The organism is Micromonospora sp. CA-248089, assembly GCF_050948515.1.
Taxonomy (GTDB): Bacteria; Actinomycetota; Actinomycetes; order Mycobacteriales; family Micromonosporaceae; genus Micromonospora.
In genome coordinates, this window is record NZ_CP192016.1 from 6256726 (window position 1) to 6271223 (window position 14498).

Annotated in this window: 19 protein-coding genes, 1 tRNA gene and 1 pseudogene; 15 read left to right on the forward strand and 6 right to left on the reverse strand. The window is 72.1% G+C overall.

Going from position 1 to position 14498, the window contains the following annotated elements:
* Nucleotides 1–66: 66 nt before the first annotated feature.
* From ACQP26_RS29340 to ACQP26_RS29380, 9 genes are read left to right on the forward strand one after another with little or no spacing between them, the layout of a single operon-like run.
* Nucleotides 67–507 (forward strand): DUF6197 family protein, encoded by a 441-nt coding sequence (locus ACQP26_RS29340; RefSeq protein WP_433494526.1) that lies wholly within the window; start codon nt 67–69, stop codon nt 505–507.
* The gene (locus tag ACQP26_RS29345) at nt 504–803 is read left to right on the forward strand and encodes a hypothetical protein (RefSeq protein ID WP_433494527.1); all 300 of its coding nucleotides are present in this window, start codon (nt 504–506) and stop codon (nt 801–803) included. Before ACQP26_RS29340 ends, ACQP26_RS29345 begins: the two co-directional genes overlap by 4 nt.
* Nucleotides 800–1150 (forward strand): RRQRL motif-containing zinc-binding protein, encoded by a 351-nt coding sequence (locus ACQP26_RS29350; RefSeq protein WP_433494528.1) that lies wholly within the window; start codon nt 800–802, stop codon nt 1148–1150. The genes ACQP26_RS29345 and ACQP26_RS29350 overlap by 4 nt, the downstream gene beginning before the upstream one ends.
* Nucleotides 1147–1443: a hypothetical protein gene (locus tag ACQP26_RS29355; RefSeq protein WP_433494529.1), complete on the forward strand. Its 297-nt coding sequence runs from the start codon at nt 1147–1149 to the stop codon at nt 1441–1443. Before ACQP26_RS29350 ends, ACQP26_RS29355 begins: the two co-directional genes overlap by 4 nt.
* Nucleotides 1430–2170 carry a hypothetical protein gene (locus ACQP26_RS29360; protein ID WP_433494530.1) on the forward strand — a complete coding sequence of 247 codons (741 nt, stop codon included), beginning with the start codon at nt 1430–1432 and terminating at the stop codon, nt 2168–2170. The genes ACQP26_RS29355 and ACQP26_RS29360 overlap by 14 nt, the downstream gene beginning before the upstream one ends.
* Nucleotides 2167–2430, forward strand: a complete 264-nt coding sequence (locus ACQP26_RS29365) for a hypothetical protein (RefSeq protein ID WP_433494531.1) — start codon at nt 2167–2169, stop codon at nt 2428–2430. Before ACQP26_RS29360 ends, ACQP26_RS29365 begins: the two co-directional genes overlap by 4 nt.
* Complete coding sequence (locus ACQP26_RS29370) at nt 2430–4235, forward strand: replication initiator (RefSeq protein WP_433494532.1); 1806 nt, start codon at nt 2430–2432, stop codon at nt 4233–4235. Before ACQP26_RS29365 ends, ACQP26_RS29370 begins: the two co-directional genes overlap by 1 nt.
* Before the next feature lie 24 nt (nt 4236–4259).
* Nucleotides 4260–4460, forward strand: a complete 201-nt coding sequence (locus tag ACQP26_RS29375; RefSeq protein ID WP_433494533.1) for a helix-turn-helix domain-containing protein — start codon at nt 4260–4262, stop codon at nt 4458–4460.
* 16 nt (nt 4461–4476) lie between these two features.
* Nucleotides 4477–5706 (forward strand): tyrosine-type recombinase/integrase, encoded by a 1230-nt coding sequence (locus tag ACQP26_RS29380; protein ID WP_433494534.1) that lies wholly within the window; start codon nt 4477–4479, stop codon nt 5704–5706.
* Nucleotides 5707–5791: 85 nt separating this feature from the next.
* Here the strand turns inward: ACQP26_RS29380 and ACQP26_RS29385 are convergent.
* Nucleotides 5792–5878 (reverse strand) — tRNA-Ser (locus tag ACQP26_RS29385).
* A 75-nt stretch (nt 5879–5953) separates the two neighbouring features.
* Here ACQP26_RS29385 and deoD point away from each other — a divergent pair.
* The 3 genes from deoD to ACQP26_RS29400 all read left to right on the forward strand — a co-directional run bounded on the left by deoD (nt 5954) and on the right by ACQP26_RS29400 (nt 7876).
* On the forward strand, nt 5954–6661 hold the full coding sequence (gene deoD / locus ACQP26_RS29390) for a purine-nucleoside phosphorylase (protein ID WP_043327826.1): 708 nt from the start codon (nt 5954–5956) through the stop codon (nt 6659–6661).
* A gap of 112 nt (nt 6662–6773) precedes the next feature.
* Complete coding sequence (locus tag ACQP26_RS29395; protein ID WP_433494535.1) at nt 6774–7412, forward strand: TetR/AcrR family transcriptional regulator; 639 nt, start codon at nt 6774–6776, stop codon at nt 7410–7412.
* On the forward strand, nt 7409–7876 hold the full coding sequence (locus ACQP26_RS29400; protein WP_269703555.1) for an acyl-CoA thioesterase: 468 nt from the start codon (nt 7409–7411) through the stop codon (nt 7874–7876). Before ACQP26_RS29395 ends, ACQP26_RS29400 begins: the two co-directional genes overlap by 4 nt.
* Before the next feature lie 17 nt (nt 7877–7893).
* Here ACQP26_RS29400 and ACQP26_RS29405 read toward each other — a convergent pair whose 3' ends face one another.
* From ACQP26_RS29405 to ACQP26_RS29420, 4 genes are all read right to left on the reverse strand, one after another.
* Nucleotides 7894–8331 carry a nucleoside deaminase gene (locus ACQP26_RS29405; protein WP_433496223.1) on the reverse strand — a complete coding sequence of 146 codons (438 nt, stop codon included), beginning with the start codon at nt 8329–8331 and terminating at the stop codon, nt 7894–7896.
* A 178-nt stretch (nt 8332–8509) separates the two neighbouring features.
* Nucleotides 8510–9034, reverse strand: coding sequence for a tRNA adenosine deaminase-associated protein (locus ACQP26_RS29410; RefSeq protein ID WP_269703553.1), 525 nt, complete (start codon nt 9032–9034; stop codon nt 8510–8512).
* A 122-nt stretch (nt 9035–9156) separates the two neighbouring features.
* The gene (locus ACQP26_RS29415) at nt 9157–9327 is read right to left on the reverse strand and encodes a hypothetical protein (protein ID WP_269703552.1); all 171 of its coding nucleotides are present in this window, start codon (nt 9325–9327) and stop codon (nt 9157–9159) included.
* Between the two features lie 72 nt (nt 9328–9399).
* Entirely contained in the window at nt 9400–9696 is a 297-nt protein-coding gene (locus ACQP26_RS29420; RefSeq protein WP_269703551.1) for a hypothetical protein, read from the reverse strand.
* A gap of 168 nt (nt 9697–9864) precedes the next feature.
* Here ACQP26_RS29420 and ACQP26_RS29425 point away from each other — a divergent pair, with 168 nt between their 5' ends.
* Complete coding sequence (locus tag ACQP26_RS29425; protein WP_433494536.1) at nt 9865–10611, forward strand: M23 family metallopeptidase; 747 nt, start codon at nt 9865–9867, stop codon at nt 10609–10611.
* A gap of 56 nt (nt 10612–10667) precedes the next feature.
* The gene (locus ACQP26_RS29430) at nt 10668–11738 is read left to right on the forward strand and encodes a PHP domain-containing protein (protein ID WP_393159804.1); all 1071 of its coding nucleotides are present in this window, start codon (nt 10668–10670) and stop codon (nt 11736–11738) included.
* Here the strand turns inward: ACQP26_RS29430 and ACQP26_RS29435 are convergent.
* Nucleotides 11621–12717: pseudogene (locus tag ACQP26_RS29435) on the reverse strand (DMT family transporter); the annotation flags it as partial. The gene ACQP26_RS29430 and the pseudogene ACQP26_RS29435 sit on opposite strands and share 118 nt — an antisense overlap.
* Nucleotides 12718–12790: 73 nt before the next feature.
* Here ACQP26_RS29435 and ACQP26_RS29440 point away from each other — a divergent pair.
* The gene (locus ACQP26_RS29440; RefSeq protein WP_269703547.1) at nt 12791–14461 is read left to right on the forward strand and encodes a DUF885 domain-containing protein; all 1671 of its coding nucleotides are present in this window, start codon (nt 12791–12793) and stop codon (nt 14459–14461) included.
* Nucleotides 14462–14498 lie beyond the last annotated feature (37 nt).

Genomic DNA, 14498 nt, shown 5'->3' on the forward strand with positions numbered 1-14498 from the left:
CTGGCCTCGCAAGCACACCGGTCCTGCCGACCTCCACCAACAGCCCTTCGAAAGGACGTGGCTGCCATGAAGGCTACCCACCAACCGCCCACCGATCCTCAGCTCACCCCCGCTGACGTGCTGCGGATGGCTGCCCTCTACCTGCGCCGGCACGGCTGGCTTCAGGGCTCCTACTACTCCACCGACGCCGACTCTCCGATGCCGTCGGCCTGCCTCGTCGGCGCTGTCGGCATCGCCTGCGCCGGCCGGCGACTGGAGTACCCCGGCCAGCTCGACCGCACCGACGAGGCCACCTACCGGCAGGCCCTCGCCGTGGTCGTCGACTACCTGGACTCCTACCAGCCGATCTGCGCCGTTGACGAGGACGGCTTCTTCCTGCACGAGCACATCTCCCCGTACTCGTGGAACGACGACCCCGGCCGCACCGCCGAGGACGTCATCACCGCCCTTGAGGCGGCTGCGGACGAGTGGGACCGCCTCCACACCAAGGGAGGCGAGAACCAGTGAGCACCGTCAAGCACACCTTGACGCACCCGCCCCGATCCCACCGTCGTCGAGATGTCGTCGAGAACGACGCCTTCGCGGCCTTCGCCCGGCGCATCATCCGCGCCCATGGCCGCCGCGTCGCCACCGGAGACGTCGAAGCCCTCCGCGACCTGACCGCCCTGTCGGCGGTCATCGACCAGGCCATCACCGAAGCCGTCATCGGACTCCGCGAGTTCGGCTACTCCTGGGCTGAGATCGGCTCCCGGCTCGGCATCTCCCGGCAGGCCGCCCAGCAGCGCTGGGGAGACCGGCCATGACCACCGTCTACGACCCGGCCGGCACCGTGACCGGCTTCCCGACCTACCCCTACCGGCTCGCCCCGGGCGGGCTGGCCACTCGCCGGCAACTGCGCGCCGCCGGCCTGCGACCGGACGGTCATGACCCGGTCGCGCAGATCCTCTGGCGGCGCGGCAAGCGCGTCGCCTACCTCTACCGCCTCGACTGCGCCAAGCCCAAGCGCACCGCCACGCCCGCACAGCGGGAGGCCATCGCCAAGGCCCTGCGTGCCCGGCGCACCTGCCACGCATGCGGCGTCGTGCGGCCCTACTACATCCCCCGCCGTACCGGCTCCTGCCTCGACTGCACCCCGGGAGGTGCCCGATGACCACTGCCGTCACGAACCTTGCCGCTCAGCAGCGGATGACCCCGGACGACTACGTCGTCACCACCCTCGCCGCCGACTTCGCCGCCCGCGGTGAGCTGTCCTTCGAACGGTTCCTGTCCGGCTACTACGCCGAAGCCCTGCGCATCGTTCAGGAAGCCCACCTCGCCGACTGCACCGTCCCGGACGGCCAGGGCTGCAACACCTGCGCCGGCATCCGCGTCGGCCTCGCCGGCCTCATCGCCGAACAACGCGCCGTCACCTCCGGGGAGGTGACCACCAATGGCCACCCCTGAGCGCAGCAGCGGCACTCGCGTCGAGGGCCTGGTCCTGGTCCTCATCCTGCTCACCGTCGCCGGCTTCGCTGGGGCCGCCTCCTTCACCCACGTCAAGGACTGGACCCTCGCCAACAGCCCTGACGGCACCGGGGCATGGTTCGGCTGGGCCAACGCCGTCATTTCCGAACTCGTCCCCATCGCCTCCCTCCTGACCATCCGCCGACGCCGCCGCGCCGGCGCACCCATCGGCTACCCGCTGTTCCTGCTCATCGCCGCCGCCGGCCTCTCCCTCGCCGCGCAACTCGCGGTCGCCAAGCCCGGACCCTCCGGCTGGCTCCTGTCCGCCGTCCCGGCACTCGCCTTCATGGCCCTGGTCAAGCTCGTCCTCGCCCCCGCCCCCATGCGGGAGGACGCCCCGCCGGCTGAGCCGATCCGCATCCAGGTGGCCGAGCAGGTCACCGAGCCGGCACCACCGGCCGCCATCACCCCGAACCCGGCCACCGAACCGGCACCGGCCCTCGATCCGGAAGCCACGCCGGCTGTCGAGCCGGAGCCCGTCACCGTGCCGGCACCGGAGCCGGTCGACGTCCCTGCCCACCTGCTGCCCATGGCCCGCTTCGCCGCCGTGCAGCACGAACAATCCACCGGAACGCCCATCACGCCGGCCGAGCTGGCCGACCGCCTGGACGTGGCCCCAGCCGTCGCCGGGCAGATCCTCACCACCATCAGCGGTGGTGCCCGATGACCATCCACATCATCGACATCGTCCAACTGGTGCACACCTGCCCGGCGGAGCCGGGACCGCACCCCTACGACATCCGCCGGATCCTGGTACACGTCATTCCCGGCGGACCGTGCCGGGCACCGGTCACCATCCGCAGCGGCGGAAAGACCGTCCAGATCCCGTGCCGCCGGCACGAGCCGGCCAAGCGCCAGTGCGGCGCCTGCCGAGTCATCGTCACCGAACGCACCATCACGACCCTCGACGACGAGGGCACCGTCTGATGGCCTCGACGCTGGACCTCACCCCCCGGACCTCCACGGCCCGGGGGGTGGGCTCGAACGCCGACGTCCCGCCCGTTCTCGGCTACACCGCCGCCGGCTCCGCCTTCGAACGCGCCACTCGACCGGACTACTTCGGCTGGCTGGAACACATCCTGTCCGCCGCAGGCTGCACCCGCCCGGTACGCCTCGCCGGCAGCATCACCACCCGCGACACCGCCACCGGCGCCCTCCTCGCCAAGCGGCACACCGAATCCATGCCCGACGGCGTTATCTACACCGCCTGCGGCAACCGCCGCGCCGCCGTCTGCCCCTCCTGCGCCCGCACCTACCAACGCGACGCCTACCAACTCCTCCGCGCCGGCCTCATCGGCGGCAAAGGCGTCCCCGACACGGTCACCCAGCACCCAGCCGTGTTCGCCACCCTCACCGCGCCGTCCTTCGGGCCGGTCCACGTCCGCGCCGTTCGCAAGCACACCTGCGCCAGCCGCAAACGCTGCGACTGCCGCCCCGACCCTTGCCACGCCCGCCGCGCCGACGACCCCACCGCCGCAACCTGCCCCCACGGCCGGCCGGGCATGTGTTGGACCCGCCACGAGCCCACCGACGTGGTGCTCGGGCAGCCGCTGTGCCTGGACTGCTACGACCACGACCACCAGGTCGTGTGGAACCTGTTCTCCGGCGAACTGTGGCACCGCACCAAGCAAGCCGCGGAACGCCACCTCGCCAACCTCGCCCGCCAACGCCGCATCCCCCGCGTCGAAGTCACCACCGCCTCCGGCAACACCCGACGCGTCCCGCCCGTCCGCCTCTCCCACGGCAAAGCCGCCGAATTCCAGGCACGGGGAGCGGTCCACTTCCACGCCCTGATCCGCCTCGACGGCGTCCACCCCAGCGACCCCACCGCCGTCGTGCCCCCACCCGCCGGCTTCACCGTCGCCGACCTGGAAGACGCCATTCGGGTCGCCGTCGACCAGGTCACCTTCCACACCCCCGCCCACCCCGAGCGGCCCGACGGCTGGCCCATCACCTGGGGCGACCCCGCCAAGGGCCTCGACCTGCGCCCCATCAGCGTCAACGGGCGCGGAGACGTCACCGACAGCATGGTCGCCGGATACCTTGCCAAGTACGCCACCAAGAGCACCGAGGCCACCGGGCACCGCTCCGTCAGGCTCGACGCCGACTCCATCGGCGACTACGCCGACCCCGACGGCGACCACACCGCCCGCCTCATCGACGCCTGCTGGCGACTCGGCCGCCCCACCGGCACTCCCACCTCACTGTCCGAACGGCCCCGCACGCCCCGGCCTCGGCCCGGCTTCGTCGCCCGCTGGCAGTGCCCCGACTGCGGCACCCACACCCGCTACCCCGCCTGCCCCGTCTGCGTCGCCGCCCGTCAAGCCGCCCTTGACGCCCAACCCGCTCGCAGGCCAACCACCACCAACCCGTATGCCCGGCTACGCCGATGGGCCCACATGCTCGGCTTCGGCGGCCACTTCCTCACCAAAGCCCGCCGCTACTCCGTCACCTTCAAAGTCCTCCGCGACACCCGGATCACCTTCCGACGTCACCAGGACCAGGACCATGAGCAGCCCGCCGCCAACGGCCGGCCCATAGGCCACCTCGACGAGGACACCACGCTCGTCATCGGCACCCTCGCCTTTGCCGGAGTCGGCTGGCACACCAGCGGAGACGCCCTCCTCGCCAACACCGCCGCCGCCCTCGCCCGCGAGCGACGAACCACCGGCCGCGAAGAACTCGCCCACGAAACCGGCATCGCCAGCACAGCCATGCCCACCGCCGCCTAACCCAACGCCAGCGAAAGGAATGCGATGAACCCCCGAGAACTGCTCACCATCGAAGAAGCCGCTCAACGACTCGGCATCGGCCGCACCACCATGTACGCACTCATCAAGGCAGGCCAAATCCGCACCGTCACCATCGGTCGCCTCCGCCGCGTACCCACGTTCTGCCTCGACGAGTACGTGCAACACCTGCTCGCCGAACCGACGCCACTCGACTCCGCCGCCTGACGAAAGGAGCCAGCGGATGGGACGCAAACCCAATGGGGCCTCAAGCGTCTACCTCGGCGCCGACGGTTCCTGGCATGGACGGGTCACCGTCGGCGTGAAAGACGACGGATCCCCGGATCGGCGGCACGTACGGGGGAAGACCGAAGCCGCTGTCATCAAGAAGGTGCGTCTCTTGGAGCGAGAGCGGGACACCGGCACGGTCCGAAAAGCCGGTCAGCGCTGGACGGTCAAGACCTGGCTGACGCACTGGGTGGAGAACATCGCCGCGCTGGCCGTGCGTGAGAACACCCTCGCCGGCTACCGCGTGGCGGTCTACCGGCACCTCATTCCCGGACTTGGTGGGCATCGCCTTGAGCGGTTGGAGCCCGAGCACTTGGAGCGCTTCTACCGGAGGATGCAGGAGAACGGGAGTGCCCCGGCGACGGCGCACCAGGCGCACCGCACCATCCGTACAGCACTCAACGAGGCGGTGCGCCGCGGGCACCTGGTTAAGAACCCGGCGACCCTCGCCAAGGCCCCGCGCCTGGCGGAGAGCGAAATCGAGCCGTACTCCGTCGCCGACGTGCAACGCCTCCTGGCCGTCACCAGCGATCGGCGCAACAGCGCCCGGTGGGCCGTCGCACTCGCCCTCGGGCTGCGGCAGGGAGAAGCGCTCGGCCTGCGCTGGTCGGACGTCGACCTGGACGCCGGGACGTTGAGCGTTCGGCGCGGACGACAGCGGCCGAAGTGGGAACACGGGTGCCACTCACCGTGCGGACGGAAGTATGGCGGGCACTGCCCCGACCGTCGCCCGATACGGGCCGACACCGCAGAGACCAAGTCCCGGGCTGGCCGACGCAGCATCGGGCTCCCCGACGAGCTGGTCGCGCTGCTCCGAAAGCATCGCGAAGAGCAGGACCAGGAGCGCGTCACCGCCGCCCAGCTTTGGGAGGACGGTGACTGGCTGTTCGCCACACCTACCGGTGGACCGGTCAACCCCCGGACTGACTACGACGAGTGGAAGCGCCTACTCAAGCTCGCTGGTCTACGGGATGGTCGGTTGCACGACGCCCGTCACACGGCCGCCACGGTGCTGCTGATCCTCGGCGTGGCGGAGCGAGCGGTGATGGGCATCATGGGCTGGTCGAACTCGGCAATGGCGGTCCGGTACCAGCACGTCACGACTCAGGTACGCCGGGACATCGCCCAGCGCGTCGGCGGGCTGCTGTGGGAGAAACCGGCAGAGGGCCATGAAACGGCGCCTTGAACCCAACTGAGACCGGAACTGAGACCAGAAGCGGAACGCCCGACCGATCCCTGAGGATCGACCGGGCGTTCTCGCATTTCACGAGCGGTGGCGGCGGGATTTGAACCCGCGGAGGGCGTAAACCCTCACACGCTTTCGAGGCGTGCTCCTTAGGCCACTCGGACACGCCACCGCCGACGAGGGTACAGGACCGCCGGCTTGGACGCCGAACCGGTATCCCTCGGCCCGGCCTGGCAGGATCTTTGCCATGAGTACGCACATCGGCGCTGAGCCGGGAGAGATCGCCGAGCGGGTCCTGATGCCGGGCGACCCGCTGCGGGCCAAGTGGATCGCGGAGACCTACCTGGAAGGGGCCCGCTGCTACACGACGGTGCGCGGCATGCTGGGCTTCACCGGGAAGTGGAACGGTGTCGACGTGTCCGTCCAGGGCTCCGGCATGGGCATGCCGTCCGCCTCGATCTACGCGCACGAGCTGGTCAACGAGTACGGCGTGAAGTCGCTGATCCGGGTCGGCTCCTGCGGCGCCCTGACCGAGGATCTGCAGCTGCGGGACGTGGTGGCGGCCATCGGTTCGTCCACCGACTCGAACATGAACCGGATGCGCTTCGACGGGCTGATCGACTATGCCCCGGTTGCCGACTTCGGGCTGCTGCGTACCTCGGTCGAGGTGGCCGAGCGGCGCGGCATCAGCATGCGGGTCGGGCCGATCCTGGCGGCGGACGCCTTCTACACGGACCGGCCGGACCTGTACGACACGCTCGCCGACTACGGCGTGTTGGCGGTGGAGATGGAGTCGGCGGCGCTCTACACGATCGCGGCGCGCTTCAAGGCCCGCGCGCTGACCATCCTGACCGTCAGCGATCACATCAAGACCGGCGAGAAGACCACGTCGCAGGAGCGCGAGCAGACGTTCGGCCAGATGGTCGAGATCGCGCTGGACACCATCATCGCCTGACCCGGACCAACCTGAACCGCCCCGCCACCGCTCGGTGGCGGGGCGGTTCCGCGTTACCGCCGTCACAAAAATAAATACGACCGGTCGTGCTTGTTTCCCCTACGCTGATCGCATGACCTCCGACGGCCGCGTCGCCCGTGGCGACCGCACCCGCACCGCGGTGCTCGACACCGCGGTGGCGCTGGCGACCGAGGTCGGCCTGCACGGCCTCTCCCTGGCCCAGCTCGCCGACCGGCTGGAGGTGAGCAAGTCCGGCCTCTTCGCGCACTGGCGCTCCAAGGAGGCACTGCAACTCGCCACCGTCGACCGCGCGGTGGCGCAGTGGCGGGAGCGGATCGTCGCGCCCGCCCTGCTCGCCCCTCGGGGCGTACGCCGGCTGCGTGCGCTGCACGACGCCCGGATCGACTTCTACGCCGCCCGGGTGCTGCCCGGCGGCTGCTTCTTCGCCAACACCGAGTTCGAGTACAACGCCCGCCCCGGCCCGGTCCGGGACCGGCTCGCCGAGGCGTTCGCCCGCTGGACCGCGCTGCTGGAACGCCTCGTCCAGGAGGCCGTCGACCTGGGCGAACTGCCCGCCGACCTGGACGTGCCGCTGCTCGCGTACGAGATCGACGCGCTGGGGATCAGCGCGGTGATGCGGTCCCGGCTGCTCGACCCGGACGCCACCTACCGGCACGCCCGCCAGGGCCTGCTGACCCGGCTGCGGGCGCTCTGCCCGGATCCGACCCTGCTACCGGAAGGCCAGTCATGAGCCACGCCACCACCGACCGGCCGGTCGCCGAGTTCGGGCACGTCGAGCACGTGCCGGTGCACTTCGACGACCTCGACGCGATGGGCATCCTGCACAACGCCCGCTACGCGGTGCTGCTGGAACGCGCCCTGACGCCGTACTGGGCCGAACGCGGCGTCGCCTTCCGGGGCGACGTGCACGCCGCACCCGACGTGTTCCACGCGGTCCGCGAGTTCACCATCACCTACCGGGCGCCGGTCGTCGGCGTCGGCACGGTGGCGGTGCACTTCTGGCTGGAACACTTCGGCACCAGCAGCGCCCGTTACGCCTTCGAGTTCCGCTCGGTCGACGGCACCACGGTGCACGCCACCGGCACCCGGTCGATCGTCCGGCTCGACCCGGCCACGCTGCGTCCGACCGCCTGGACCGAGGTCGGCCGCGCGATCGCCGCGACGCTGCTGCGCCCCGCGCCGGCCGGAGCCTGAGACAGGACCAGAACTCCTCAGCGGAAGAACGCGCGCAACAGCGCAGCGCTCTCGCGTTCCAGCACGCCGCCGTACACCTCGGGGCGGTGCGTGACGCGGCGGTCGCGCAGCACGTCCCAGAGTGACCCGACGGCGCCGGTCTTCGGTTCCCAGGCGCCGAACACCACTGTCGGGACGCGCGCCAGCGCGATCGCCCCGGCGCACATGGTGCACGGTTCCAGCGTCACCACGAGCGTGCAGTCGTCCAGCCGCCAGCGGCCCAGCCGCTGCGCGGCCCGGCGCAACGCCAGCACCTCGGCGTGCGCGGTCGGGTCGCCGGTCAGCTCCCGCTCGTTGCGGCCGATCGCCAGTTCGGTCCCGTCGGGGCCGTAGAGCACCGCGCCGACCGGCACGTCGTCGGCGTCGGGGGTCGCACCGTCCGGGCCGGTCGCCGCGACCTCGAGGGCCCGGCGCATCCACAGCTCGTGCCGCTGCCGGCGGCCCACCGCGCCCGGGTCGGCCAGTGCCTCGTCCGCGCCGGGACCGACGCGTGCGGCCCGCCCGGGGGTGGGCTGCCCCGGGCGTACGGTCTCCAGCGACGGATCGGTCGCGTCGGCCGGTTCGGCGGCGCCGGGCGTCAGGGACTCCCCGGGCTCAGACCTCACGCAGCTCCTCGACCTCGTCCACGCAGCCCAGCACCTGGCAGATCTCGGCTGTCACGTCGGCCGGCATGGAGCCCTCGTGCGCGCAGAGCGCCAGCAGCTTCTGCGCCGGGATCCCCAGGTCGGTCAGCAGGTCCGCGTCGCCCACCGGGTCTGCTTCCGGGTCCACAGCGGGCTGCTCGGTGTCGTCGTCGCCGGCGGAGGCACGCGGCTCGTCGACATCCTCCAGCCCGGTCACCGAGGTCTTCAGGTCGCCGACGAGCAGCGCACCCAGCCGGGACTCCTCCGCGTACGCCGAGTCCGAGCCGAAGACCCGCAGGTCCTCCCCCTCGTCCAGGCGCATGACGACCAGGTACGTGTCGTCGGCCTCGACGAACAGCAGCGAGAGGTCGGCGTCCGGCTCGACGTCGCGCAGCCGGTCGGCCACCTCCTCGATGTCGGTGACGCCTCGCAGGCTCACCTCACCGGCGGTCCAGCCGCCGTCGACGCGCGCCACGGCAGCAGCGAAGTACGACACGGTCCCCCCAAATTGGCCTCGGCAGCACGCCGACACGTCACGCGATGCACGTTAACCGGTCGGGTCGGCAGGCGAGCGGTCAACGCCCCGTATGGGCCGGCCGTTCCTCGGGAGAAAGCCGGTCAGCCGACGACGCGCCGGCGGGTGGCGATGAGTTGGCGCAGCCGCTCGGTGCGGGCCCGCTGCGGCCGTTGGCGCTGCTGTACCGCACGCGCACCGGCCAACTCGGCGAGGAGTTGCAGGCGACGGCGGCTCCGGTCGGGGTCGAGCCGCGGCGATGTGGTCCAGGCCATACCGCGAGCGTGGACCGTCCTCACGCGTACGTCAAGGTGGCCTTCGCTACGCAGCGAAACCGGCACCGAAGGTCACCAGAGCGGCCAGTCTCCGGTCTGTGCCCAGCGCGTCGCGACGATCGCCGCGGCGATGCTCCAGCCACCCGCGGTGACGATCGCGACCCCCGTCGCGACCCCTCGGTCGCCGTGGCGGACCAGCACCGCGGCGGCCAGCCAGGCCAGGCCGCCGGCCAGCAGCGTCCACCAGGCGTAACCGGCCACGCCGCGGCCGAGCAGCCCGAACAACAGCAACCAGGCGAACGCGACCAGCGCGCCGACCGCGACACCGGCTCCGGTGACCGGGTACGGCTCGCGGTAGCTGGGCCGCATCGACGTGCTCGACGGGAAGAGCCCCGAGGGCGTACGCGGCGGGAACGTTCCCGGACCGGTCCCCTCAGGTCCGCCGTGCCACCCGTGCGTCACCGCCGCCCCCTCTCCCGACCATCCGTCCCGCGTTCGGCTTTCGTCCCTACGGTAGTGGTCTGTCAGGATGACCGGATGCGCTCGCCATCGATCGGACGCCGCACGCGGCCGGCGTACCCGATCCTGCTGCTCGTCGCGGCGCTCGCCGCCGGCGGGTGCGGCGCCACCACCGGGCGCGCCGACAGGTGGCAGGAGCCGAGCCCGATGGCGACCGCCGCGCAGCCCGCCGACCCGGCCTCGCCCCCGGCCGCCTCCTCGTCCGCCGCGCCGTCGCCGGCCCGCACGGACGTGAAGCGGGTCTTCCCGGTGCGGGCCGGCAACGTCGACTACCACCCGACGCACGGCGGCTACCCCGGCACCGACGTGTTCGCCGACTGCGGCGAACCGGTGGTGGCGGTCACCGACGGCGTGGTGCTGGAGGTGAGCCGCGTCGACCGGTTCGACAAGCGCGGGCCGCTGGGCCCGAACAACGGCGGGCTCTCCGTCTCGCTGCTCGGCGACGACGGGGTGCGCTACTACGGCTCGCACCTGAGCGCGATCGCGGCCGGCGTCGACGCCGGGGTACGGGTGCGTGCCGGGCAGCAGCTCGGCAAGGTCGGCCGTACGGGCAACGCCAACAACGTCTGCCACCTGCACTTCGGTCTCTCCCCGAAGTGCACCGGCGCCGACGACTGGTGGATCCGCCGGGGCGTGGTCTGGCCGGCGCCGTACCTGAACTCCTGGCGCAAGGGCGGCAACCGCTCGCCGGTCGCCGAGGTCACCGCCTGGCAGCGCAAGCACGGCTGCCCGGCCGCGCCCGGCCGGTCCACCCGCAGCGGCTGACCGGCGCGCGGTGCGGGGCCACGCGGCGGACGGCGTGAGCGCGTAGGTTCCAGGACATGAGTGCCCGGGATCCCCTCGCCGACCTGCGCCGGATCGCGTTCCTGCTGGAACGGGCGAACGAGGCCACCTACCGGGTGCGCGCGTTCCGGTCGGCGGCGAAGACACTCGGCGCGCTGCCCGCCGCCGAGGTGGCCGAGCGGGCCCGCACCGGCAAGCTGACCGAGCTGTCCGGCGTCGGTGACGTCACCGCCCGCTGCGTGGCCGAGTCGCTGGCCGGCGAGGAACCCGTCTACCTGCGCCGGCTGCTGGCCACCGAGGGCACCGACCTGGACGAGGCGGCGGCGAAGCTGCGGGACGCGCTGCGCGGCGACTGCCACACCCACTCGGACTGGTCCGACGGCGGCTCACCGATCGAGGAGATGGCGCTGGCGGCGGTCGAGCTGGGCCACGAGTACCTGGTGCTCACCGACCACTCGCCGCGACTCACAGTGGCCCGGGGCCTGACCGCGGAACGGCTGCGCAAGCAGCTCGACCACGTCGCCGCCGTCAACGAGGCGCTGCCGAAGGGCTTCCGGATCCTCACCGGCATCGAGGTGGACATCCTCGCCGACGGCTCGCTCGACCAGGACGAGAAGCTGCTGGCCCGCCTGGACGTGGTGGTCGGCTCGGTGCACAGCGGCCTGAACGACGACCGGGCCAAGATGACGCGCCGGATGCTGACCGCGATCGCGAACCCGCACCTGGACATCCTCGGTCACTGCACCGGCCGGATGGTCTCCTCCCGGCCCGCCGGGGTGACCGGGCCGGGCGACCGGGGGCACCGGGCGCGTACCCGCAAGGAGAGCGAGTTCGACGCGGACGCCGTCTTCGCCGCCTGCGCGGAGCACGACGTGGCCGTCGAGATCAACTCCCGGCCGGAGCGGCAGGACCCGCCGAAGCGGCTGATCCGCCTCGCGCTGGAGGCCGGGTGCCGGTTCGCCATCGACACCGACGCGCACGCGCCCGGGCAGCTCGACTGGCAGCGGTTCGGCTGCGAGCGGGCCGCGCTGTGCGGCGTACCGGCGAAGCGTGTGGTGAACACCTGGACGGCCGACCGCCTGGTGAAGTGGACGGCCGGCCGCGGCTGACGGGTCAGCCCCTGGTGGCCGCTTCGGCCGGACGGGTGGTGGGTGCCACCGCGTCCGGGCGCGGGCGGCGCCGCCCGAACAGGCCCTGGGCGACCGCCACGCCGACGAGCACCACGAACGCGCCGACGGGCTGGTGCCAGTTCATCCGCTCGCCCAGCACCACCGCGCCGACGAGCACCGCGAACACCGGGATCAGGTACGTCACTGTGGACGCCGTGCTGGCCCCGGCCAGCCGGATGTTGCGCATGTTGATGACGAAGGCGAGCCCGGTGCCGAGCGCGCCGAGCGCCAGCACGCTCGCCGCCACGCGCGGGGAGAGGTCGAGCGGCGACGGCGGCGTGCCGACGAACGGCGCGACCACCGCGAGCTGCGCGGTCGCCACCAGCAGCTGGGCCGCCGACAGCGACAGCCCGGAGTACGCGCTGCCCGCGACGAACTTCTTCTGGTACGGAATGGCCAGGCCGTAACAGGCCGCCGCACCGAAGCACATGAGCTGGCCGACGAAGTGGGCGCCACCGACGCCCTCCCAGACGCCGAGCACCACGAGGACGCCGGCGAAGCCCAGCCCCAGCCCGACCGCCCGCCGGGCGGTCAGCCGCTCGGTGCGGAACACCAGCACCGCCAGGGGCAGCACGATCAGCGGCGTGGTGGCGTTCCAGATGCCGGCGAGCATCGACTCGACCCGCTGCTCGCCGTAGCCGAACAGAGTGAACGGCACCGCGACGCCGAACGCGGCCACGACGAGCATGTGCGCCCAGACCCGGGGGTCGCGGGGCAGCCGGTCGCGCAGCACGGCGAGCACCACGAGCAGGGTCAGCGCGCCGGTGGCCACGCGGTAGAGGGTGAGGTGCACGGGGTGCAGCTCGGTCACGCCCACCTTGATGAACAGGAAACTGGAACCCCAGATGGCGGCGAGCGCGACGAACCCGGGCAGCCAGCTGCGTACCGGCGCCCGGTCAGGAGTGATCTCGACGTTCACCCCTGACACTCTGCCGCAGAGGTACGACGAAGTCGCGCGGTATTCCGGATGCGTGGTCACGTAGGGTCGCCTGGTGGGACGAATCGATGACCTCGCCAACCGGTACGTGGCCGAGTGGGCCCCGCTGAGCCCGACCGGCGCCACCTACGTCGGCATCGCCGGCTACGACGACCAGCTCGACGACCTGTCGCCCGAGGGCTACGCGGCGCGCGCCGACCTGGCCCGCCGCACGCTCGGCGAACTCGACGTGACCGAGCCGGAGACCGAGGCGGAGCGGACCGCCAAGGAGGCCATGCAGGAGCGCCTCGGCCTGGAGCTGGCCCGCCACGACGCCGGCGAGACCGGCAGCGAGGTCAACGTCATCTCCAGCGGCCTGCACGAGATCCGGATGGTCTTCGACCTCATGCCGACCGACGGAGAGGAAGCCCGGGCGAACGTGTCCGCCCGGCTCAACCGCTTCGCGTCCGCGCTGGACGGCTACAAGCGCACGCTGCGCGAGGCCGCCGCCGCGGGACGGGTCAGCTCGCAGGTGCAGCTCGTCGAGGTCGCCAAGCAGTGCGACATCTGGGTCGACCCGGAGGGCGACAACTTCTTCCACGGGCTGGTCGAGCGGATCGACGCCGACGGCACGCTCGGCGCGGAGCTGCGCAAGGGAGCCGCCGCCGCCACCGCCGCGACCGCCGAGTTCGGGCAGTTCCTGCGCACCGAACTGGCGCCGGTGGGGCGGGAGAAGCAGGCCGCCGGGCGGGAGCGCTACGAACTGGCCTCGCAGTACTTCCTCGGCGCCAAGGTCGATCTGGACGAGACGTACGCCTGGGGTTTCGCGGAGCTGGCCCGGCTGGAGGCCGAGATGCGGGCGGTGGCCGCGCGGATCGCCGGGCGCGGCGCCTCGGTCGACGACGCGGTACGCGTGCTCGACGCCGATCCGGCGCGGACGGTACGCGGCAAGGAGGCGTTCCGGGACTGGATGCAGGCGCTCGCCGACAAGGCGATCACCGAGCTGAACGGCACCCACTTCGACATCCCCGAGCAGGTACGCCGGATCGAGTGCTGCCTCGCGCCGACGAGCGACGGCGCCATCTACTACACCGGCCCGAGCGAGGACTTCTCCCGGCCGGGGCGGATGTGGTGGGCGGTGCCGCAGGGCATCACCGACTTCTCCACCTGGCGCGAGGTGACCACCGTCTACCACGAGGGCGTGCCGGGTCACCACCTCCAGGTCGCCCAGACCGCCGTCCGGGCCGACCTGCTCAACCGCTGGCAGCGGCTGCTGTGCTGGGTCTCCGGACACGGCGAGGGCTGGGCGCTCTACTCCGAGCGGCTGATGGACGAGCTGGGCTACCTCGGCGACCCCGGTGACCGGCTCGGCATGCTCGACGGGCAGGCGCTGCGCGCGGCCCGGGTCATCGTGGACATCGGCATGCACCTGGAGCTGGAGATCCCGAAGGACAACCCGTTCGGCTTCCACCCGGGCGAGCGGTGGACGCCGGAGCTGGGCTGGGAGTTCATGCGGGCGCACTGCCGGGTGCCGGACGAGAACCTGCGCTTCGAGCTGAACCGTTACCTGGGCTGGCCCGGGCAGGCCCCGTCGTACAAGGTGGGCGAGCGGATCTGGTTGCAGGCCCGGGAGGACGCGAAGGCCCGCAAGGGCGCCGACTTCGACCTCAAGGAGTTCCACCGCCAGGCGCTCGACCTCGGCTCGCTCGGGCTGGACCCGCTGCGCAAGGCGCTGGCCCGGCTCTGAGCCGGTTGCGGGTGCCGGAGGTCAGTACCGCCGGCAC

Coding starts and splice junctions, on each gene's coding strand:
- deoD (WP_043327826.1), top strand. CDS start 5,954: ATGAGTACGCACATCGGCGCTGAGCCGGGAGAGATCGCCGAGCGGGTC.
- ACQP26_RS29395 (WP_433494535.1), top strand. CDS start 6,774: ATGACCTCCGACGGCCGCGTCGCCCGTGGCGACCGCACCCGCACCGCG.
- ACQP26_RS29355 (WP_433494529.1), top strand. CDS start 1,147: ATGACCACTGCCGTCACGAACCTTGCCGCTCAGCAGCGGATGACCCCG.
- ACQP26_RS29425 (WP_433494536.1), top strand. CDS start 9,865: ATGCGCTCGCCATCGATCGGACGCCGCACGCGGCCGGCGTACCCGATC.
- ACQP26_RS29360 (WP_433494530.1), top strand. CDS start 1,430: ATGGCCACCCCTGAGCGCAGCAGCGGCACTCGCGTCGAGGGCCTGGTC.
- ACQP26_RS29430 (WP_393159804.1), top strand. CDS start 10,668: ATGAGTGCCCGGGATCCCCTCGCCGACCTGCGCCGGATCGCGTTCCTG.
- ACQP26_RS29415 (WP_269703552.1), bottom strand. CDS start 9,327: ATGGCCTGGACCACATCGCCGCGGCTCGACCCCGACCGGAGCCGCCGT.
- ACQP26_RS29365 (WP_433494531.1), top strand. CDS start 2,167: ATGACCATCCACATCATCGACATCGTCCAACTGGTGCACACCTGCCCG.
- ACQP26_RS29340 (WP_433494526.1), top strand. CDS start 67: ATGAAGGCTACCCACCAACCGCCCACCGATCCTCAGCTCACCCCCGCT.
- ACQP26_RS29380 (WP_433494534.1), top strand. CDS start 4,477: ATGGGACGCAAACCCAATGGGGCCTCAAGCGTCTACCTCGGCGCCGAC.
- ACQP26_RS29350 (WP_433494528.1), top strand. CDS start 800: ATGACCACCGTCTACGACCCGGCCGGCACCGTGACCGGCTTCCCGACC.
- ACQP26_RS29370 (WP_433494532.1), top strand. CDS start 2,430: ATGGCCTCGACGCTGGACCTCACCCCCCGGACCTCCACGGCCCGGGGG.
- ACQP26_RS29420 (WP_269703551.1), bottom strand. CDS start 9,696: ATGCGGCCCAGCTACCGCGAGCCGTACCCGGTCACCGGAGCCGGTGTC.
- ACQP26_RS29400 (WP_269703555.1), top strand. CDS start 7,409: ATGAGCCACGCCACCACCGACCGGCCGGTCGCCGAGTTCGGGCACGTC.
- ACQP26_RS29405 (WP_433496223.1), bottom strand. CDS start 8,331: ATGCGCCGGGCCCTCGAGGTCGCGGCGACCGGCCCGGACGGTGCGACC.
- ACQP26_RS29375 (WP_433494533.1), top strand. CDS start 4,260: ATGAACCCCCGAGAACTGCTCACCATCGAAGAAGCCGCTCAACGACTC.